This is a genomic window from Archangium lipolyticum (assembly GCF_024623785.1).
Classification (GTDB): Bacteria; Myxococcota; Myxococcia; order Myxococcales; family Myxococcaceae; genus Archangium; species Archangium lipolyticum.
The window spans coordinates 45,029-62,209 of sequence record NZ_JANKBZ010000001.1 but is presented as its reverse complement, the minus strand read 5'-3'; the positions used below and the strand labels follow the sequence as shown (position 1 = coordinate 62,209).

The window sequence follows — 17,181 nt, the reverse complement described above, 5'->3', positions numbered from 1 at the left end:
GCGAGCAGACATCCCGGGCATCTCACAAGCGGCACCGTTGAACTCCCCCTGCGAGTAACAGCCACACTCCTGGGAGGAGATCATGGACCGCGGTGACGACACGGGTATCGGCCTGCTCATGCACCGGCTGCGCAGCGGCGAGTTGGACCGGGAGGGCTTCCTCCAGCAGGCAGAGCAGGCGGGTATCCCCGCGGAGCGTGCGGCTGCGCTGGCCGGTGAGGCCCTGGCTTCCTGGGAGAACCAGCGGCGGCTGCGCGAAAATCCGCGCGAGGTCTACGACTTCATCGTCATCGGTGCTGGCTCGGCCGGGTGCGTGCTGGCCGCCCGGTTGTCGGAGGATCCGACGCACCAGGTGCTCGTGCTCGAGGCCGGAGGTCCTGGCACCCACCCGGATGTGTTCATCCCCTCGCGCTGGCGGTTCCTGCTCGGCACGGAGATGGACTGGCGCTACCAGACGGTGCCGCAGCGGCACGCGGCGGGCCGCACGGTGCCGTGCCCGCGCGGCAAGATGCTGGGGGGCTCGGCCAGCAACAACGCCTGCGTCTGGGTACGGGGCCACCGTCTGGACTTCGAGAGCTGGGCCTCCCAGGGCAACCCCGGTTGGGAGTACGAGGCGGTCCGTCGCATCTACAAGGACCTGGAGGACTACGCGGGCGGCGAGGACGAGTTCCGGGGCGTGGGCGGCCCGTTGCGCATCTCCCCGCCGGCCGATCCCAACCCCCTGGCCCGGGCCTTCATCGAGGGGGCCCAGCAGACCGGCCTGCCCACCACCCGCGACTACAACGGCGAGCAGATGGAGGGGGCGGGCTTCTTCGACCTGAGCATCTCCGGTGGCGAGCGCTTCAGCGTGGCCCGGGGCCTGCTCTTCCCGGCCATGGTCCGGCCCAACCTGACGGTGCTCACCCAGGCCGAGGTGACCCGGCTTTGCTTCGAGGGCCGCCGGTGTACGGGCGTGGAATTCTCCCAGGCGGGCCGGGTGCGCCGGGTGCGGGTCGCTCGCGAGGTGGTGTTGTCGGCCGGCGCCATTGGCTCGCCCGCGATGTTGCTGCGCTCGGGGGTGGGGCCGGCCCGGGAGCTCCATGCCCTGGGCATCCCCGTGGTGCGGGACCTGCCCGGCGTGGGCCGTGACCTGCAGGACCACATCCTGGTGGCCGGCATCAACTACGAGTGCAAGGGCCCGCTGCCCGAGCCCCACGGCAACGGCGCCGAGGCCACCCTGTGGTGGCGCTCCGACCCGGCGCTCGCCCGTCCCGACATCCAGCCGGTCCTCCACGAGTTCCCCCTCGTCACCCCCGAACTCGGCCCCTTGCCGGACAACGGCTACGCGCTCGTCCCCGGCCTGGTACGCCCGGCCTCCCGGGGCAGTCTGAGGCTCGCCTCCGCCGATCCGTCCGTCCCGCCGATCATCGACATGAACTACCTGGGCCACGAGGCGGACCTCGAGGCGCTGCGGGTCGCCGTCGAGCTGTGCCGGGAGATCGGTGCCTCGCGCGCCTTCGATGCGTTCCGCAAGCGCGAGCTCATGCCGGGACCGCTCGGCCGTTCCGCGATGCTGGAGTGGATCCGCAAGGCCACCACCTGCTTCTTCCATCCCACCAGCACCTGCCGCATGGGCCAGGACGAGCGCTCGGTGGTGGATTCGCGGCTGCGCGTCCATGGCCTCGAGGGCCTGCGCGTGGCGGATGCCTCGATCATGCCGGAGATCACCTCCGGCCCCACCAACGCGCCCTCGATCCTCATCGGCGAGCAGGCTTCGCGCTTCATGCTCGGCGAGTGGCACGGCTGAAGTCACATCCGCGGCCGTCCTCATCTCTCTGGATGCTCCTCGAGACACGGACCCGTGAAGCAGCGTGGTGCTCCCGTCCCGAGGCGCACTCCCCTCCAACGACCTCCCGGAGAAGAACCTTGAATCAAGACACTCCTCGTCACTGGATCGTCAACGCGGCCCTCCCCGTCCACTACCAGGTGCGGTTGGTGGACGGTCTGCTCGAGCTCGACAACCGGGCGTTGCTGGAGGCGGGTAGCACCCAGCGCAAGAGCAACCCCCGCAGGCTCGTGGTGATCGACGCCAACGTGGATCGCCTCTATGGCGTCCAGCTCCGCCAATACCTCACGCACCACGGAGTGAAGCACCACATCCTCGCGCTGCAGGCCTCCGAGACGGAAAAGACCATGGAGTCCGTCTTCACCGTGGTGAAGGCCATCGACGGGTTCGGTATCTCGCGCCGCCACGAGCCCATCCTCGCCATGGGGGGCGGAGTCCTGATGGACATCGTCGGGCTCGCCGCGAGCCTCTACCGCCGCAGCACGCCCTACGTGCGGATCCCCACCACGCTCATCGGCCTGGTGGACGCCGGTGTCGGAGCGAAGACGGGCGTCAATCACGGCGCTCACAAGAACCGGCTGGGGACGTACTTCCCCGCGAAGGACACGCTGCTGGATCGCCGCTTCCTGAAGACGCTGGACACCCGGCACGTCGTCAACGGCCTCGCAGAGATCCTGAAGATCGCCCTGATCAAGGATCGGACGCTGTTCGAGCTCCTCGAGCGGCACGCCACCTCGCTCATCGAGGAGCGCCTGCAGGGTCTGACCGAGGAGAGCGATCGGGCCGCGGCCCAGGTCATCGAGCGGGCCATCACGGGGATGCTGGAGGAACTGGAGCTGAACCTGTGGGAGCACAAGCTGGAGCGCGTGGTCGACTACGGCCACTCGTTCAGCCCCACCCTCGAGATGATGGCGCTGCCGGAGTTGCTGCACGGCGAGGCGGTGAACATCGACATGGCGCTGTCCACGCTGCTCTCCGTGCAGCGCGGGTTGATCACCCCCGAGGAGCGGGACCGGATCTTCGCGCTCATGCGCAAGCTGGAGCTGCCCCTGTACCACCGGCTCTGCAGTCCCATGCTGCTGGCGAGCGCGCTGGCCGACACGGTCAAGCACCGCGACGGGCTCCAGCGGTTGCCGCTGGCCCTCGGCATCGGTGCGGCGTGCTTCGTCAACGACCTCCAGCCGTCCGAGCTGTTCACGGCGCTCTCCACCCTCCAGGAGCTGGGGAACGTCGCCCTGCCCGAGCGCGAGGCCGCCCATGCGTGAGGGATTGATCATCGGGGACCTCGAGGAGCCCTCCGTGGTTCACGGCGTCCACGGCACCACGGGGCTCTCCCAGTGGAAGTGTCTGGCGCGGCGGACCGGGCTGTTCGGCGCGTGGGAGGCGGTGGAGTGGGCGTGGATCCCCCCGGGCGGCATCAGCGGTGAGCACATGCACACCCGCACCGAGGAGATCTACTTCATCCTCTCGGGCCGCGGGGAGATGACCCTCGATGGCAGGCCACACCCGGTGGGCCCGGGCAGCCTCATCCTGACGGGACTGGGGACCCGTCACGGCCTGCGCAACATCGGAGACGAGGGGCTGGGATGGCTCGTGATCGAGCTGTCGCGCCCGGCCACCGCCCTCCGCAACCCACCTGAACGAGGAGGAAGAGACGTGAATGCCGAGGTCTTCAACCTGCGACAGAGGGGCGAGGTCGATCCGCGCTCCACCTTCACCGGACCGCTGCGCAGCATCCGTCTGGTGAAGCTGGAGCCCGGACGGAAGTCCCCGCTGGCCGCGACGGGTGTGGAGCACACCCTGTTCACGCTCGACGGCTCCGGGGAGATCACCTCGGGCGAGGCGGTGGTCCCGCTGAAATACGGAGTCTCCGTGACGCTGCCCCTGGGGACCGAGACGGTCATCACCGCCGGGGCGGGTGGGCTGGAGTACTTCCTGGCGAGCCTCGAGGTACCCGGAGGTGGAGCGCCATGATCATCTCCACCATTGGAAGCACCTCCCGTACCCGGAACGGAGACGAGGAGATCCGCTGGCGCTCGTTGGCACGGCGCGGGATGTTGCATAGCGAGTGCGAGTCCTTCGATTACGTGCGGCTGGCGCCGGGCACCCGCTTCGCGCTGCGCGGCCGTGAGGGGATCGAGAGCGCCTGGTTCGTCGTCGCGGGTTCGGGGCGGCTCCTGGAGCCGGATTCGGACGCACCCGCGCGCGCCCTCGAGCCCGGCGAGCTGATCCTCCTGCCCGACGGGAAGCAGGGGCACCTCGTCAGCGGGGACACCGGGCTGGAGCTGCTCTGGCTCGCCGTGATGCCTCGCGAGCTCTCCCAATCCCTGCCCCCGAGGAGACCCGAATTATGAGCGCCCTGCGGAAAGCAACGTGGCCGGAAGGCAAGATGAGCGCGGTGGCGATCGCCGCGCCGGGACGTGTCGAGCTCACCGAGATTCCGATCCCGGGACCGCGGCCGGACGAAGTGCTGGTACGCACCTCGTATGTCGGGCTGTGCGGCACCGACCTGGAGCTGCTGCACGGCACCGCTTCGTATCTGAGGGACGGCCGGGCTCGCTTCCCGCTGGTGTTCGGGCACGAGTGGTGCGGACAGGTGGCCGCGGTGGGCGAGGGCGTGAAGGGGCTCTCGGTGGGCGATCGGGTGGTGGGCCAGACGATGGTCCCCTGCGGCCAGTGCCGCATGTGTCAGCGCGGCCGGCGGCAGGTCTGCGAGCGGCTGGTGGAGGTGGGCCTGTACGGATTGCAGGGTGCCGCGGCCGAGTACCTCCGCATGCCGGCGCGCTCGCTCACGCTGTTGCCGGATGCCCTCGCGGACCTGAGTGCCGCGTTCATCGAGCCGGCCGTCACCGTGGTGGGAGGCTTCGACAAGGTCGGCTGCGGCCTGGAGGACGACGTCGCGGTGGTGGGCACCGGCACCATCGGCCTGCTCGCCGTGCAACTGGCCTCGAGAATGGCCCGGAGCGTGGATGCGATCGGCATCGACGACGTGGGGCTGAAGCTGGCCGCCGCCTGTGGCGCGCGGCGCACGCTGCGGCCCGAGCAGGCCAGGCCCGGGGCCTACTCGCTGGTCATCGAGGCCTCCGGGGCGTCGCGGGCGTTCCTGCGCAGCCTCGAGCTCACCGAGACCGGCGGCCGGGTGGCGGTGATCGGCGTGGCGAACGAGGCGGTGGCCGGGATGGTGCCCGGGGAGCTCGTCCTGCGCGGAATCGATGTCTTCGGCATCCGGCACGGCCTGGACTACTACGACCGGACGATCCAGCTCTTCGTCGATGGTGTGCTGGATGCCAGGCCGCTGGTCGCCCAGGTGCTGCCGCCCGAGAAGGCCGGACAGGCCTTCGAGCTGCTCGAGCATGGCCGCTCGGGTCCACCCAAGGTGCTGCTGCGCTTCAACGACAGCCAGGAAGGGAGGGCGGCATGATCCGGCGCACCCTCGAAGGCTGGAACGAGCCCTCGCGGCGGCGGAGCGACGGGACGCGGTGGCTGATCAACCGGGAGCTCGCCCCGGAGGCGCTCGGCATGCTGGGGGTCCAGGAGGTGTCGAGGGGCTCCAGACTGCCGGCGCACCTCCTGTCCGGGGCCGAGTCGGTCACCTTCATGCTGTCCGGGAAGGGCCACTGGCTCGCGGACGGTCAGCCCTGGCCACTGACTCCCGGTGAGGGGGTGTTCAACCCGCCGGGCACCCGCCGCGCGTTCGAGGCCGCTGGCGATCAGGACTCGCTGCTCCTGGTGGCGTATGGCGGGACCGCCGATCCCCGGGACGCGGTGCCCCAACCGGCGGACGGCGTCCTCGCGTGCGGCTGCCGCATCTCCCGCATGGCGGACGCGGGCACCAGCCCCCTGCGCGAGGCAGGTGGGTTCATCGACATGGGCGTGCACTGGCTGGCCACCACCCAGTCCGTCGGTACGCGGGCGGTGGTGGTGGCCACCTCGACCTTCACTCCGGGAGGCAGCCACCAGCTGCATCGGCACCCGCACGCCGATGAGTTCTTCCTGGTGCTGCAAGGAGGAGGCGAGCACCTGACGAAAGAGGGCCCGGTGCGATTGGAGCCGGGAGACCTGGCCTACATCCCGGCCGGCGAATGGCACGGGTTCCGGACCGATCCCGGGGTCACCACCCGGACCGTGTACGGCTACCTGGGAGCGGGGAGCCTCGCCCGGGCCGGCTACGAGCTGCTGGAGGAAGAGACATGAGCAAGCGATTCGCCATTGTGACCGGTGCCAGTTCCGGCATCGGCAAGGCCACCGCCATCGCCCTGGCCGAAAAGGGCTTCGATGTCGGGCTCGGTTACAACTCGAACGGGGAGGGGGCGCGGCAGGCCGCCGCGGAGGTGGAGAGCCGGGGAGGGCGCGCACTGCCCTTCCGCATGGACCTGAACGATCCGGTGGCCGCCGCCGAGGCGGTGGAGCGGGCGATCCGCGAGCTGGGCGGCGTGGACGTCTTTGTCAACAACGCCGGAGTCAACCGCCGCGCCTCCTTCCTCGAGGAGACGCTGGAGGACTGGCAGCGCATCCTCACCCTCAACACCACCGGCCCCTTCCTGTGCGCCCAGGTGGCGGCGCGCCACATGGTGAAGCAGGGGCGCGGGGGCCGGATCGTGAACGTGACGTCCGTCCACGAGCTGGTGCCCATCCTGGGAGGCTCCTCCTACTGCGCCTCCAAGGGAGGACTGGGCCTGTTGACCAAGGTGATGGCCCTGGAACTGGCCCGCTACGGCATCACCGTCAACGCCGTCAGTCCCGGAGAGACCGCCACGCCGATGAACGGCGTCCCCGAGGGCCGTGACGCGGCGGAGCTCTCCCGTCCCGCGATTCCCCTCGGCCGTCCCGGGCGCCCCCGCGAGGTCGCGGCGCTCATCGCCCACCTGTCCGGGCCAGACGCCGCCTACATCACGGGCGTCACGCTCACCGTCGATGGCGGCCTGCTGTTGATGAGCGCCATCCCCAACCAGGAGTACGCACCATGAGCCGAACCAGCAAGGGCATTCCCGGCGCGCGCAGCGTCCACCACGTCGCCTATACCGTTCCCAATCTCTCTCAAGCGGTCGACTTCTTCGTCAACGTCCTGGGCGCCGAGCTGCTGTACCAGATCGGTCCGGTGGAGGATCAGACGGGAGACTGGATGACCCGCCAGCTCAACGTGCATCCGCGGGCCTCGACGCACATCGCCATGCTCCGCTTCGGCCCGGTCACCAACCTGGAGCTGTTCGAGTACACGGCCCCCGAGCAGCGGCGGGAGCTGCCGCGCAACAGCGACTGGGGCGGCCATCACCTGGCGATCCACGTCGAGGACGTGGATGCCGCGGTCGACTACCTCCGGTCGGTGCCCGGCGTGAAGGTGCTCGGCGAGCCGCAGACCATCACCGAGGGTCCGATCGCCGGTGACCGGTGGGTCTACTTCGTGACCCCATGGGGCATGCAGATGGAGGTCCTCCACATGCCCAGGGGGATGCCGTACGAGAACGACACCGATGCCCGCTTGTTCGCCGCATCGGCTCCCTGGGACAGCCGGGAGGAGTGAGCGGCGGTCAGCAGCCCGCTACTCCTCTCCCTCACCCGGGGGCCTTGGCCGGAAGAGCGGACACATGAGCACCGGCTGGGGCGGGTACTTGTTCGGCAGCAGCGGGCAGAGGATGAACGTGGACGTCTTCGTCCGCACGTACTTGGGCGGCGCGGCGCAGCGGTGACAGAGGCTCGCCGGGAAGGGGAGCGGTGACGGTGGGGTTTCCTCGCTCATCGTCACACGCCTCCGTCCAGCACGATGGTGCTGCCGGTCATGTAGCTGTTGCGATCCGAGACGAGGAAGGTCACCACCTCGGCGCACTCCTGCACCGTGCCCACCCGCCCGAGCGCGCAGTGCCGGAGGAACTCCTGCAGCCGGTTGTCGGGCAGGTTGTGGCTCACACCCTCGTTCAGCACGCCGGGCGCCAGGCAGTTCACGGTGATGCCGTAGCGCCCCAGCTCCTTCGCGAGCCCCTCGGTGAAGCCCTTCATCGCCGCCTTCGCCGCGCAGTAGTGCACCGGCGCCTGCATCATCTTCACGCCGGCCAGCGAGCTGATGTTGAGGATACGTCCCCGCCGCTCGCGCACCATCCCCCGCATCACCGCCTGCGAGGTCAGGAACGCCCCCTTCACGCTGACGTCCATCATCCGGTCCCAGTCCTCCTCCTCCATCAGCGCCAGGGGGACCACCTGGCCGATGCCCGCGTTGTTCACGAGCACGTCCACCACCCCGGCTTCCTTCTCCAGCGTGCGAACCATCTCCCACAGCCCAGGGCGATCCAGCACCGACACCTTGAATGCCCACGCCCGCGCGCCCAGCTCCCGGAGCTCCGCGAGCGTCTTCTCCGCCTCGGCGTCCGCGCGCACGTAGTTGAAGGCGACGGAGGCTCCCTCTCGGGCCAGGGACAGGCAGATGGCCCGGCCCAATCCTCGGGAGCCGCCCGTCACCAGCGCGAGCCGCCCTTCCAGCAACCGGCCGCCCTGGATGCTCATGGCAGGACCGGGAGCGGCATCGACCAGGGCTTCTTGCCCCAGGGGGCGGTCGGCGTCTCGGGCCCCTTCGCTGCACCCCGGTGGAACATGTTGAAGCCGCACGCCGGCATGATGCGCCCGTCCACCTGCGGGTAGTGGTGGCAGCACTTGCGCAGCCGCTCCAGGTCGAAGTCGTGCCGGTCCATGTAGTGGTGCAGGAAGATGGACTTGGCCTGCTGCTCGCCGATCCGCACCGCCTCCTTCGGGGAGACCGGGCGGTCCGGGAACATCACGTCCAGCGAGCGCCGCAGCGCCTTGAGGACCTCCGGGCCGCGCTCGACCTCGTCCTGCCGGGCGAACACGTCGTGGATGACGTCGTTGAGCGCGTCGTGGATCTCCGGCGAGGCCCCCAGCGTCGCCGACGAGCGCAGCAGCGTGCCGTGCTGCCTGAAGTCCACGAAGCGCCCGAAGGGCATGTAGCTGCCATCGTCCATGCGCAGCAGGTACGTCAGCGACACGCACTGTGGATGCGAGCAGGGCAGGGGCGAGAAGTCGCTCATCCTCAGCTTGCCCTGCGTCTGCTCCTCGATGGCCTTGATGACGCCCGGGATGGTGAGCCGGTCCATCGGATCATGCGGGAAGCGTCCGCCCCCGAAGCCCGTGAAGGCCGCCGGCTGGAAGTTGAGCGACAGGAAGTGATCCTCGGAGAGGAACAGCTCCACCATCTGGCCGATCTGGTGCTCGTTCGCCCCGCGCGTCGCCACGAAGATGAGCTGCGTGGGCAGCTTCAGCTCCTTGATCATCGCCAGCGCCGCCGCCTTCTCCTTGCACAAGTCCCGGCCGCGGATCTTCTCGTGGGTGTCGGCGGTGAAGCCGTCGAACTGCAGGCCCACGTAGGCGCCCGTCTCCTTCAGGCGCTCGGCGAAGGCCCGGTCCCGCCCCAGCCGCAGGCCGTTGGTGATGACCACCACGCGGCCGATCTCCGGCCGGTTGGCGATCTCGATCAGCTCGAACAGCTTGGGGTGGCTCGTGGGCTCGCCGCCCGAGAGCGCGATCGACTCGCACTGGCCCTCGTTGCGCACCAGCGTGTCCACCATGCTCCGGAAGACCTCGGGATCCAGGTGGTTGGCGTACTGGTTGTTGACGATGCAGATGGGACACTCGAGGTTGCAGTGATCCGTGATCTCCACGATGGGCAGACACGTGTGCTGCTCGTGGTCGCCGCACGTCCCACAGTCCGTGGGGCAGCCGTGCTTCACCTCGGCGGCGAACTTCAGCGGCTCGGTGCCGGCGCGCGCGAAGGAGTAGGCCTTCACGTAGTACTTCGCGTCCTCGGACACGAGCGCCTCGGACGGGCCGCACTTCTCGCACGTCTTCTTGAAGAAGACCTGGCCCGCGCGGATGACCACCTCGGCCCGCACCAGCGACAGGCAATGGGGACAGGTGGACGTGGTGTGCTTGAAGATGTGGTCGCCCTGGAGGCCCTCGGGCACCTCGCCCCGCGCCAGGAACGACTGGATGTAGGCCTTCGCGTCGTTGGAGATGCGCAGCTCCGACGGGCCACACGTGTTGCAGTGCTGGAGCGAGTAGACCTGCTCCTCGCGCAGGACGACACGGCCTTCCACCTCGGTCCGGCAGGTCGGGCACCGGGACATCTCGTGCAGGAGGAAGGTGTGGGGCCGGTCCTTCCGAGGCGTGGGCGTGGGTCCGCAGGTGGTGCAGTCCATCGAGGCTCCAGGGGACGTCGGGTAGGGAGGGCCGGATCAAGGCACGGCATCCCCTCACCGGGTCAAGGGGTTCCGTGCGTCAGAAGCCCCTTGGGCGGGGCTCGCGGGGGCGCCTATGCTCCCTGCTCCGCATGCGCTACGTGCTGCTGGACCGGATCTCCGAGCTTCAACCTCCCGAGCGGGCCCTGGGCGTCAAGTGCGTCTCGCTCGCCGATGACGTCTTCGTCGACCACTTCCCGGGACACCCGGTGATGCCCGGCGCGCTCATCCTCGAATCGCTCGCGCAGCTCGGTGGCGTCCTGCTGGAGGCGACGATGCGCGCGCGGGGCCGCTCGGACCTGCACGCGCTGCTGGTGTCGGTGGAGCGCGCGAAGTTCCGGCGGCTCGTCCGGCCGGGGGACAAGATGCTCCTGGAGGCCAGGGGGCTCACCGCGAGCGAGGACGGCGGCCAGGTGCGGGCGTTCGCGCGCGTGGACGAGCAGCTCGCCGCCGAGGCCGAGCTGACCTTCGCCTTCGCGCAGGTGAAGCACGCCTCGCTGATCGCCAAACGCCGCGAGGTCCTCAACGTGTGGCTCCACGGTTCCTCGGAGGAGCCGTGAGCGCCCGGCGTGCCTTCATCCGCGGGGTGGGCGTGGTCTCCGCGCTGGGCCGGGACTGGCCTTCCACCGTGGGCGCGCTGGCGGCGGGGCGCTGTGCCATCGGCCCCATCACGCACTTCGACGTGGAGGGTTTTCCCTGCACCGTTGGCGCGCCCGTGCTCGACCCGGAGCTCGACGGGCCGGATCGCCGGATGGGGCTGGCCCGGCGCGCGGCGCGGGAGGCCTGGACGCGGGCGGGCGTGTCCGTCGCGCCGGAGCGGCTCGGGGTCTTCATCGGCGCGGAGTCCGGACGGGCCACGCTCGCCACGGTGTGCGAGCTGGCCCGGGCGGCGGGGGGTGGACGGACGTTCGATCACCTCCGCTTCGGCGCTCGGGCTCCCGCGCTCGCGGAGCGGATCGACGCCTCGGTGGTGTCTCCGGCGGCCGTGGCCTCGACGCTCGCGGGGGAGTGGGACGCGCGCGGCCCGGCGCAGACCGTGTCGCTGGCGTGCGCCTCCGGCAGCGCGGCCATCATCGAGGCGGTGCGGGCGCTCCGGCTCGGTCTCTGTGACGTGGCCCTGTGCGGCGGCGTGGGCGCGGACGTGGATCCGTTGATGCTGGCGGGCTTCGGCCACCTGGGCATCCTGAGCGCCAGGGGGTGCTCGCGTCCTTTCGATGCGCGCCGGGATGGCTTCGTGGTGGGTGAGGGCGCCGCCATGGTGGTGCTCTCCGTCGAGCGCGGCGAGGCACGGGCGGAGATCGCCGGAGTGGGGCGCTCGCTCGATGCCTACAACCTCACCGCGCCAGACCCCGAGGGTGATGGCGCGCGGCGGTCCATGTCGGCCGCGCTGCGGGACGCGGGGGTGGAGACGGTGGACTACGTGCAGGCGCATGGCACCTCCACGCCGCTCAATGATCCCGTGGAGGCGAAGGCGCTCCGTGCGGTGCTCGGGGACGGACTGGCGAGGGCGCGCGTGGGCAGCGTGAAGGGGGCGCTGGGGCACTGGGTGGCGGGTGCAGGTGCGCTCGGGCTCGTCTGTGCGTACGAGGCGGTGGTGGGCGGGCGGATGCTGCCCAGCGCGGGGCTCGAGACGCCGGATCCGGACTGCGAGCTTCCGCATGTGATGGGAACGGCCGTGCACCAGGAGGCCGGGACCGCGCTGGTGAACGCGTTCGCCTTCGGCGGAGCGAACACCAGCCTCGTGGTTCGGCGCTGCTCATGACGGGGACTCGTCCCAGGGTGGCCGTCGTCGGTTCGGCCGCGGTGAGCGCTTTTGGCCTGGGGTGGCGTGGGCTTGGTGACGCGGTGTTGGCGGGGAAGCCCTTGCGCTCCACCACCCATGCGCTCGCGGCCACGCACCCCGGGGTCGAGGCGGCCGAGGTCCCCGCGCTCCCGCCGTCGCAGGACGCGGGAGATGGACGTCAGCGGAAGCTCATGTCTCGTGGGGCTCGATTGGCGGCGGTGGTGATGCGCGAGGCCCTCCGCGATGCGCACTGGAGTGAGGGCCACGAGGAGATCGGCGCCTTCCTCGGAGTGGGGGCGTCGGGCGGGACGATGGACGAGCTGACGGCCATGCTCCGGGCCAGCATCGAGGGTGGGGCGCTCTCGATGGAGAGGTTTGGCCGCGAGGGGCTCGCCGCGTGCAATCCGCTGTTCGCCTTCCAGTTGATGAACAACTTCACGCTCTGCCACGGGGCCATCCTGGAGGGCGTGGGAGGGCCGAATGGTGCCTTCTTCTCGCGGGGGGCCGGGACGGTGCGGGCCCTGCGCGAGGCGGTGGCCACCGTGGCCAGTGGAGAGTGTGAACGGGCGCTGGCGGGAGGCGCGGACTCCGCGCTGCACCCGGTGACCTGGGCCGAATTGGGACGAGAGGGGTTCGCTGCTCGGGGACTGGTACCTGGCGAGGGGGCGGGGTTGCTCGCGCTTTCTTCACGGCCCGAGGAGCCCGCGCTCGCGCATGTCGAGCGCTGCGAGGTGCTCTCGATGGAGGGACTCTCTCGTGCGCTCGCTGGCGGCCATGGCCGGGCGGACGCCGTCCTCACCTCGGCCTGGGGGCCTGAGCTGGCGGAGACGCTCGGGAATGAGGCCGCGCGCCTGGGCCTGAAAGCCTCCGACTCCGTGAGGGTGCTGGGCGAGGCGCTCGCCGCGTCTCCGGTGCTGGCCTGGACGGCGGCGGTGGATCTGCTCGCGGGAGGACGGGCACGCCGAGTCCTGGTGCTCTCGGCGGGCGTGGACGGTGAGGTGGGGCTCGTGGAGCTGGCGGGGGTGGAGCGATGAGCCGCGCCGTCATCACGGGCGTCGGGGTGGTGTCCGCCTTCGGGGTGGGGGTTCCTGCCTTCTTCGGTGGGCTGGTGGAGGGGCGCGGCGCGGTCGGTCCCATCCGAGCGTTCGACGCACGCACGTTCCCCACCCAGGTCGCGGGAGAGGTGCCTCCCATCGAAGCACACGTGCTGCGCGAGCTCGATGCGCTCGGGTCGGGCGGTGCGCTCCGGGACCGCAAGCTCGTCTTCGGGCTGCTCGCGGCCGAGGAGGCCTGGCGGAGCGCGCGGTGTGGCCCCGAGGAGGGTGAGGCCGCCCTGTCCGTGGCACTTGGATTGGAACAGGCCTTCCTCGAGGACTTCGGTCCCTTGTTCGACGAGGGCCGCATCCACTGGGCCCGCGAGCCGGAGTCCTCCCTGCCCCCCGTGCGTTTCCGCGCGAGGGTCGATCTCGCGGCAGAGGCCCTGCAACGGCTGTTCGGACTTCGAGGTGGGACGACGGTGCACGTCTCCGCGTGCGCGGCCGGAGGGCTGGCCGTGGCGCATGCCGCCGCGCTCATCGAGCGGGGCGAGGCCTCGGTGGTGCTGTGCGGTGCCGCGGACTCCATGGTGAACCCGCTCGGAATCGGAGGCATGTCGAGGCTGGGGGCGCCGTCTCCGCGCAATGCCCCGGACGCATGCCGGCCCTTCGATCGGCGGCGGGACGGGCTGGTGGTGGGCGAGGGCGCGGCGATGTTCGTCGTGGAGTCAGAGGAGCGTGCGCGGCGGCGGGGCGCGAGGGCCCTGGCGCGCATCCTTGGCTGGGGCCGTACCCAGGACGCCTGGAGGGTGACGGCTCCTCGCCCGGACGGAGCCGCCGCACGCCGGGCCATGGAGCGGGCATTGCGCCACGCGGGCCTGCCTCCCGAGGCGGTGGGCTACATCAACGCCCACGGCACGGGCACCCCGCTGAACGATCCGGCCGAGGTGAAGGCAATCCGTGGCGCACTGGGCCCGCACGCCGAGCGGGTGGCCGTGAGCTCCATCAAGGGAGCGGTGGGGCACCTGATGGCGGCATCGGGCGCGGTGGAGATCGCCGCGAGCCTGCTGGCCTTCGAACGAGACCTGCTCCCTGGCACGGCGCACCTGCGGGAGCGGGATCCGGAGTGCGATCTGGACATCATCGGCCCCATGCCGCGCCGGGAGCGGGTGGACGTGGTGCTGTCCAACTCGTTCGGTTTCGGTGGCCAGAACGTAACCGTGGCGCTCGGGAGGGTGACATGAAGGCGGCAGTGACGGGCTGGGCGTGGAGGACGCCGCTGGGCGTGACGGTGGAGCAGGGAGTGGCGCGGCTGCTCGCGGGAGAGCGCGCGGCCCGGCCTGCGGTGGGCATCGAGGCCGAGGCGTACGCGTGCCGGCTGGTGGCGCCCGTGGGAGTCCAACCGGCGCGCTCCCGGGAGGGACGATTCCTGCGCCGGATGGGACGCTTCACCCTGGAGGTAGCGCGCGAGGCGGCGGAGCAGGCCGGAGTCCAGGGTGGGGATCGGGTGGGCCTCTTCGCGGGCTTCGGCGGGCTGCGCGCGCACTGGGAGGAGATGATGCCGGCGCTCGAACGGCAGGAGCCGGACGGCCGCGAGGCCTGGAAGCGAGGGCTCGCGGGGCTGCACCCGTTCTGGATGTTGCAGCACCTGTCGAACAACGCGCACGCGCTGGTATCCGTGGCGCTGAAGGCGCGCGGAGAGGGGATGACCTTCGGAGGGGCGAACGCGGGGGCGCAGGCGCTCGCGTCGGCACAGAGGGCGCTCGTGGCCGGGGCGGTGGACGTGGCCATCGTGCTCACGGAGGACACGCTGTTGGAACCCGAGGTACTGGTGGAACTGGGCGCGAGTGGCGCGGCGAATCGGGCGGGCCTGGAGGCACTTGAAGCACCGTACAGCGTGCGCTCGGCGGGTTTCGTCCCTGGGGAGGCCGCGGCGGCGGTGGTGCTGGAGCCGGTGGAGCGTGCGGGAACCCGTGCGCTGGCGTGGGCCGAGGCGGCGGACGGAGCGGATGGCAGCAAGGGGGCGCCTCGGGTGGAGACACTCGCGCGGGTGGCGGCGTCACTGGTGACGCCCGGGATACAGGTCATCGATGGAGCGGGACGCGCGGACGTGACATTCGACGCGGCGGAGCGGGAGGCGCTCGCGCGGATTGTCCCCGAGGAGGCGTTCCTGACGGCGACGGCCGCGGCGATGGGGCAACTGGGAGCATCGGCGCCGGTGGTGCAGCTCATCGCGCTGGCGAGCTGCCTTCGCCGAGGCGTGGTGCCTCCGGTGGCCGGGTTGAGCGAACCAGGACCGGGGCCGTTGCGACTCGTGATGAAAGCCGAGGAAACGACGGCACGCGAAGCACTGGTCCTCTCAGCGGGAGCACCGGGGCTCGTGGGAGCCGTGCGTGTGGAGGTTCCATGAGCAATCAGATTGGATCCGTCGCAAGTCCCCTCTCCCTCTGGGAGAGGGCTAGGGTGAGGGTATTGCCATGACCCGACCCGTAGCGCTCGTCACCGGGGCATCCCGTGGCATTGGGAAGGCCGTGGCTCTCGAGCTCGCGAAGCGAGGCCACGCGGTAGGAGTCAACTTCCTTCGGAACGAGGTCCAGGCCATCGAGACGGTAGAGGCCATCAAGGAGCTCGGGGTGGAGGCCTGTGCGCTGCGCGCGGACGTATCCTCCGCCGTCGAAGTGGCGGACATGTTCCGGAAGCTCGAGGAGACGCTCGGGGAGGCCTCGGTGCTGGTGTGCAACGCCGGAATCACACGGGACACGCTGCTGGGGGCGAGCGAGCCCGAGGACTTCGACGCGGTGCTCCGGATCAACCTGGACGGCGTGGTGAACTGCTGCCGCGAGGCGAGCCGCCGGATGGTGGGGAGGAGGAGAGGAGCCATCGTCACCCTCTCCTCGGTGGGGGCGCAGCGACCTGGTCGGGGACAGAGCAACTACGCGGCCTCGAAGGGGGCGGTGGAGTCCTTCACGCGGGCCCTGGCGGTGGAACTGGCCCCGCGAGGCATCCGGGTGAACGCGGTTGCCCCGGGCCTCATCGACACGGGGATGACGTCCGATCTCCAGGCCCTGGCGCCCGATGAGCTGAAGCGCCGTATCCTGCTGCGGAGGCTGGGCCGCCCGGCGGAGGTAGCGCGGGTGGTCGCCTTCCTGTGCAGTGAAGACGCGAGCTATGTCACCGGGCAGGTGTGGAACGTGGACGGAGGGTTCAAGCTGGAATGAGGACCGGAGAAGACATGCTGTCGTGGCTGAGCACGCGCCGCAGCGTGCGAGCCTTCCGAGCCGACCCGGTGGGGCGCGAGGTGCTGGAGCGGGTGATGGAGGCCGCGACGACGGCGCCCTCGAACACCAACCGTCAACCCTGGCGCTTCGCGGTGGTGACGAGCGCGAGCCGGCGCCGGGACATCGCCACGGCGGTGCGGGAGCGGGCCGAGGAGATGAAGGCGATCATCCGCCGGGGCCACCACGCGGAGGACTTCGGCAACTACGGGGACTTCTTCCACGAGCCGCTGGAGAGCGCGGCGGCCATCGTGGTGCCGCAGTACCGCGAGTACCCGGACCTCATCGCGAACCTGCTGGAGTCCGGAGGCGCGAACCCGAAGGACTTCCACACCGCGAGCGCGATGCAGGCGGAGCTGTGTTCCACGAGCGCGGCGTGCATGGCGCTGCTGCTCCAGGCGCACGCGGAGGGACTGGGAGCCTGTTGGATGGCGGGGCCGATGGTGGCGAAGGATCGCATCGGAGCCCTGCTGGACATCCGCGAGCCCTGGCGGATGGTGGGAGCCATCGCGCTGGGGTGGCCGGCGGAGGAGCCGAAGCGCCAGCCGCGCAAGGGGCTGGAGCGAGTGGTGAACTGGTTCGAGGACACACCCGGAGGAGGGGAGACGCCATGACGCATCCCGCGCAGGCCGAGAAGGACGTGGTGCAGGTGGTTCGCGAGGTCATCGCCGAGGCGCTGGCCCGGGATGTCTCCGAGGTGCAGCTGGAGCACAACCTGATGGAGGACCTGGGAGCCGAGTCGCTCGACTTCCTGGACATCGTGTTCAAGCTGGAGCGCGCCTTCGGCATTCAAATCACGCGCGGGGAGATGGAGCGGGCGGCGCGCGGAGACATGACGGACGAGGAGTTCGCTCCAGCCGGAGTCATCTCCGAGGCGGGCCTGGCGCGGCTGCGCGAGCTGATGCCCGAGGCTGCCGATCGCATCAAGCCGGGCCTGCGCCCGGTGCAGATCCTCGCGCTGTTCTCGGTGCGGACGTTCGTGAACCTGGCGGAGGCCAAGCGTCAGGGGCGCACCGCCTGACGC

The 17,181-nt window shown here is 70.6% G+C and carries 19 protein-coding genes; 16 read left to right on the top strand and 3 right to left on the bottom strand.

The window, feature by feature from the left end; all coding sequences use genetic code 11:
• Window positions 1–82: 82 nt before the first annotated feature.
• The 8 genes from NR810_RS00230 (at window position 83) to NR810_RS00195 (ending at window position 7,346) form a co-directional block, all read left to right on the top strand.
• Entirely contained in the window at window positions 83–1,786 is a 1,704-nt protein-coding gene (locus NR810_RS00230; RefSeq protein ID WP_257445959.1) for a GMC family oxidoreductase, read from the top strand.
• Between the two features lie 119 nt (window positions 1,787–1,905).
• Entirely contained in the window at window positions 1,906–3,090 is a 1,185-nt protein-coding gene (locus tag NR810_RS00225; protein ID WP_257445956.1) for a sedoheptulose 7-phosphate cyclase, read from the top strand.
• Window positions 3,083–3,799, top strand: a complete 717-nt coding sequence (locus tag NR810_RS00220; RefSeq protein ID WP_257445953.1) for a cupin domain-containing protein — start codon at window positions 3,083–3,085, stop codon at window positions 3,797–3,799. The genes NR810_RS00225 and NR810_RS00220 overlap by 8 nt, the downstream gene beginning before the upstream one ends.
• Complete coding sequence (locus NR810_RS00215; protein ID WP_257445951.1) at window positions 3,796–4,179, top strand: hypothetical protein; 384 nt, start codon at window positions 3,796–3,798, stop codon at window positions 4,177–4,179. The genes NR810_RS00220 and NR810_RS00215 overlap by 4 nt, the downstream gene beginning before the upstream one ends.
• On the top strand, window positions 4,176–5,246 hold the full coding sequence (locus NR810_RS00210) for a zinc-dependent alcohol dehydrogenase (protein ID WP_257445949.1): 1,071 nt from the start codon (window positions 4,176–4,178) through the stop codon (window positions 5,244–5,246). Before NR810_RS00215 ends, NR810_RS00210 begins: the two co-directional genes overlap by 4 nt.
• Entirely contained in the window at window positions 5,243–6,019 is a 777-nt protein-coding gene (locus NR810_RS00205) for a cupin domain-containing protein (protein WP_257445948.1), read from the top strand. Before NR810_RS00210 ends, NR810_RS00205 begins: the two co-directional genes overlap by 4 nt.
• Window positions 6,016–6,792, top strand: coding sequence for an SDR family oxidoreductase (locus NR810_RS00200; RefSeq protein WP_257445946.1), 777 nt, complete (start codon window positions 6,016–6,018; stop codon window positions 6,790–6,792). Before NR810_RS00205 ends, NR810_RS00200 begins: the two co-directional genes overlap by 4 nt.
• Window positions 6,789–7,346: a VOC family protein gene (locus NR810_RS00195; protein ID WP_257445944.1), complete on the top strand. Its 558-nt coding sequence runs from the start codon at window positions 6,789–6,791 to the stop codon at window positions 7,344–7,346. The genes NR810_RS00200 and NR810_RS00195 overlap by 4 nt, the downstream gene beginning before the upstream one ends.
• A gap of 18 nt (window positions 7,347–7,364) precedes the next feature.
• On the opposite strand, the gene NR810_RS00190 is transcribed toward NR810_RS00195, so the two are convergent.
• Genes NR810_RS00190 through NR810_RS00180 form a run of 3 tightly spaced genes read right to left on the bottom strand, consistent with a single transcriptional unit; the run spans window position 7,365 to window position 10,026 of the window.
• Window positions 7,365–7,562 carry a hypothetical protein gene (locus NR810_RS00190; RefSeq protein WP_257445941.1) on the bottom strand — a complete coding sequence of 66 codons (198 nt, stop codon included), beginning with the start codon at window positions 7,560–7,562 and terminating at the stop codon, window positions 7,365–7,367.
• 2 nt (window positions 7,563–7,564) lie between these two features.
• A complete protein-coding gene (locus NR810_RS00185) occupies window positions 7,565–8,320 on the bottom strand; it encodes an SDR family NAD(P)-dependent oxidoreductase (RefSeq protein ID WP_257445939.1) in 756 nt (251 codons plus the stop codon).
• Window positions 8,317–10,026: a radical SAM protein gene (locus tag NR810_RS00180; RefSeq protein WP_257445937.1), complete on the bottom strand. Its 1,710-nt coding sequence runs from the start codon at window positions 10,024–10,026 to the stop codon at window positions 8,317–8,319. The genes NR810_RS00185 and NR810_RS00180 overlap by 4 nt, the downstream gene beginning before the upstream one ends.
• Before the next feature lie 131 nt (window positions 10,027–10,157).
• On the opposite strand from NR810_RS00180, the gene NR810_RS00175 reads away from it, so the two are divergent.
• From NR810_RS00175 to NR810_RS00140, 8 genes are all read left to right on the top strand, one after another.
• Window positions 10,158–10,625, top strand: a complete 468-nt coding sequence (locus NR810_RS00175; protein ID WP_257445935.1) for a hotdog family protein — start codon at window positions 10,158–10,160, stop codon at window positions 10,623–10,625.
• Window positions 10,622–11,827 (top strand): beta-ketoacyl-[acyl-carrier-protein] synthase family protein, encoded by a 1,206-nt coding sequence (locus NR810_RS52540; protein WP_257445933.1) that lies wholly within the window; start codon window positions 10,622–10,624, stop codon window positions 11,825–11,827. The genes NR810_RS00175 and NR810_RS52540 overlap by 4 nt, the downstream gene beginning before the upstream one ends.
• Window positions 11,824–12,882 carry a beta-ketoacyl synthase N-terminal-like domain-containing protein gene (locus NR810_RS00165; RefSeq protein ID WP_257445929.1) on the top strand — a complete coding sequence of 353 codons (1,059 nt, stop codon included), beginning with the start codon at window positions 11,824–11,826 and terminating at the stop codon, window positions 12,880–12,882. Before NR810_RS52540 ends, NR810_RS00165 begins: the two co-directional genes overlap by 4 nt.
• Window positions 12,879–14,126 (top strand): beta-ketoacyl-[acyl-carrier-protein] synthase family protein, encoded by a 1,248-nt coding sequence (locus NR810_RS00160; RefSeq protein ID WP_257445926.1) that lies wholly within the window; start codon window positions 12,879–12,881, stop codon window positions 14,124–14,126. Before NR810_RS00165 ends, NR810_RS00160 begins: the two co-directional genes overlap by 4 nt.
• A complete protein-coding gene (locus NR810_RS00155; RefSeq protein WP_257445924.1) occupies window positions 14,123–15,292 on the top strand; it encodes a beta-ketoacyl synthase N-terminal-like domain-containing protein in 1,170 nt (389 codons plus the stop codon). Before NR810_RS00160 ends, NR810_RS00155 begins: the two co-directional genes overlap by 4 nt.
• 67 nt (window positions 15,293–15,359) lie before the next feature.
• On the top strand, window positions 15,360–16,100 hold the full coding sequence (locus tag NR810_RS00150) for an SDR family oxidoreductase (RefSeq protein WP_257445922.1): 741 nt from the start codon (window positions 15,360–15,362) through the stop codon (window positions 16,098–16,100).
• Window positions 16,101–16,114: 14 nt separating this feature from the next.
• On the top strand, window positions 16,115–16,771 hold the full coding sequence (locus tag NR810_RS00145; protein ID WP_257445920.1) for a nitroreductase family protein: 657 nt from the start codon (window positions 16,115–16,117) through the stop codon (window positions 16,769–16,771).
• Window positions 16,768–17,178: an acyl carrier protein gene (locus tag NR810_RS00140; RefSeq protein WP_257445919.1), complete on the top strand. Its 411-nt coding sequence runs from the start codon at window positions 16,768–16,770 to the stop codon at window positions 17,176–17,178. Before NR810_RS00145 ends, NR810_RS00140 begins: the two co-directional genes overlap by 4 nt.
• Window positions 17,179–17,181 lie beyond the last annotated feature (3 nt).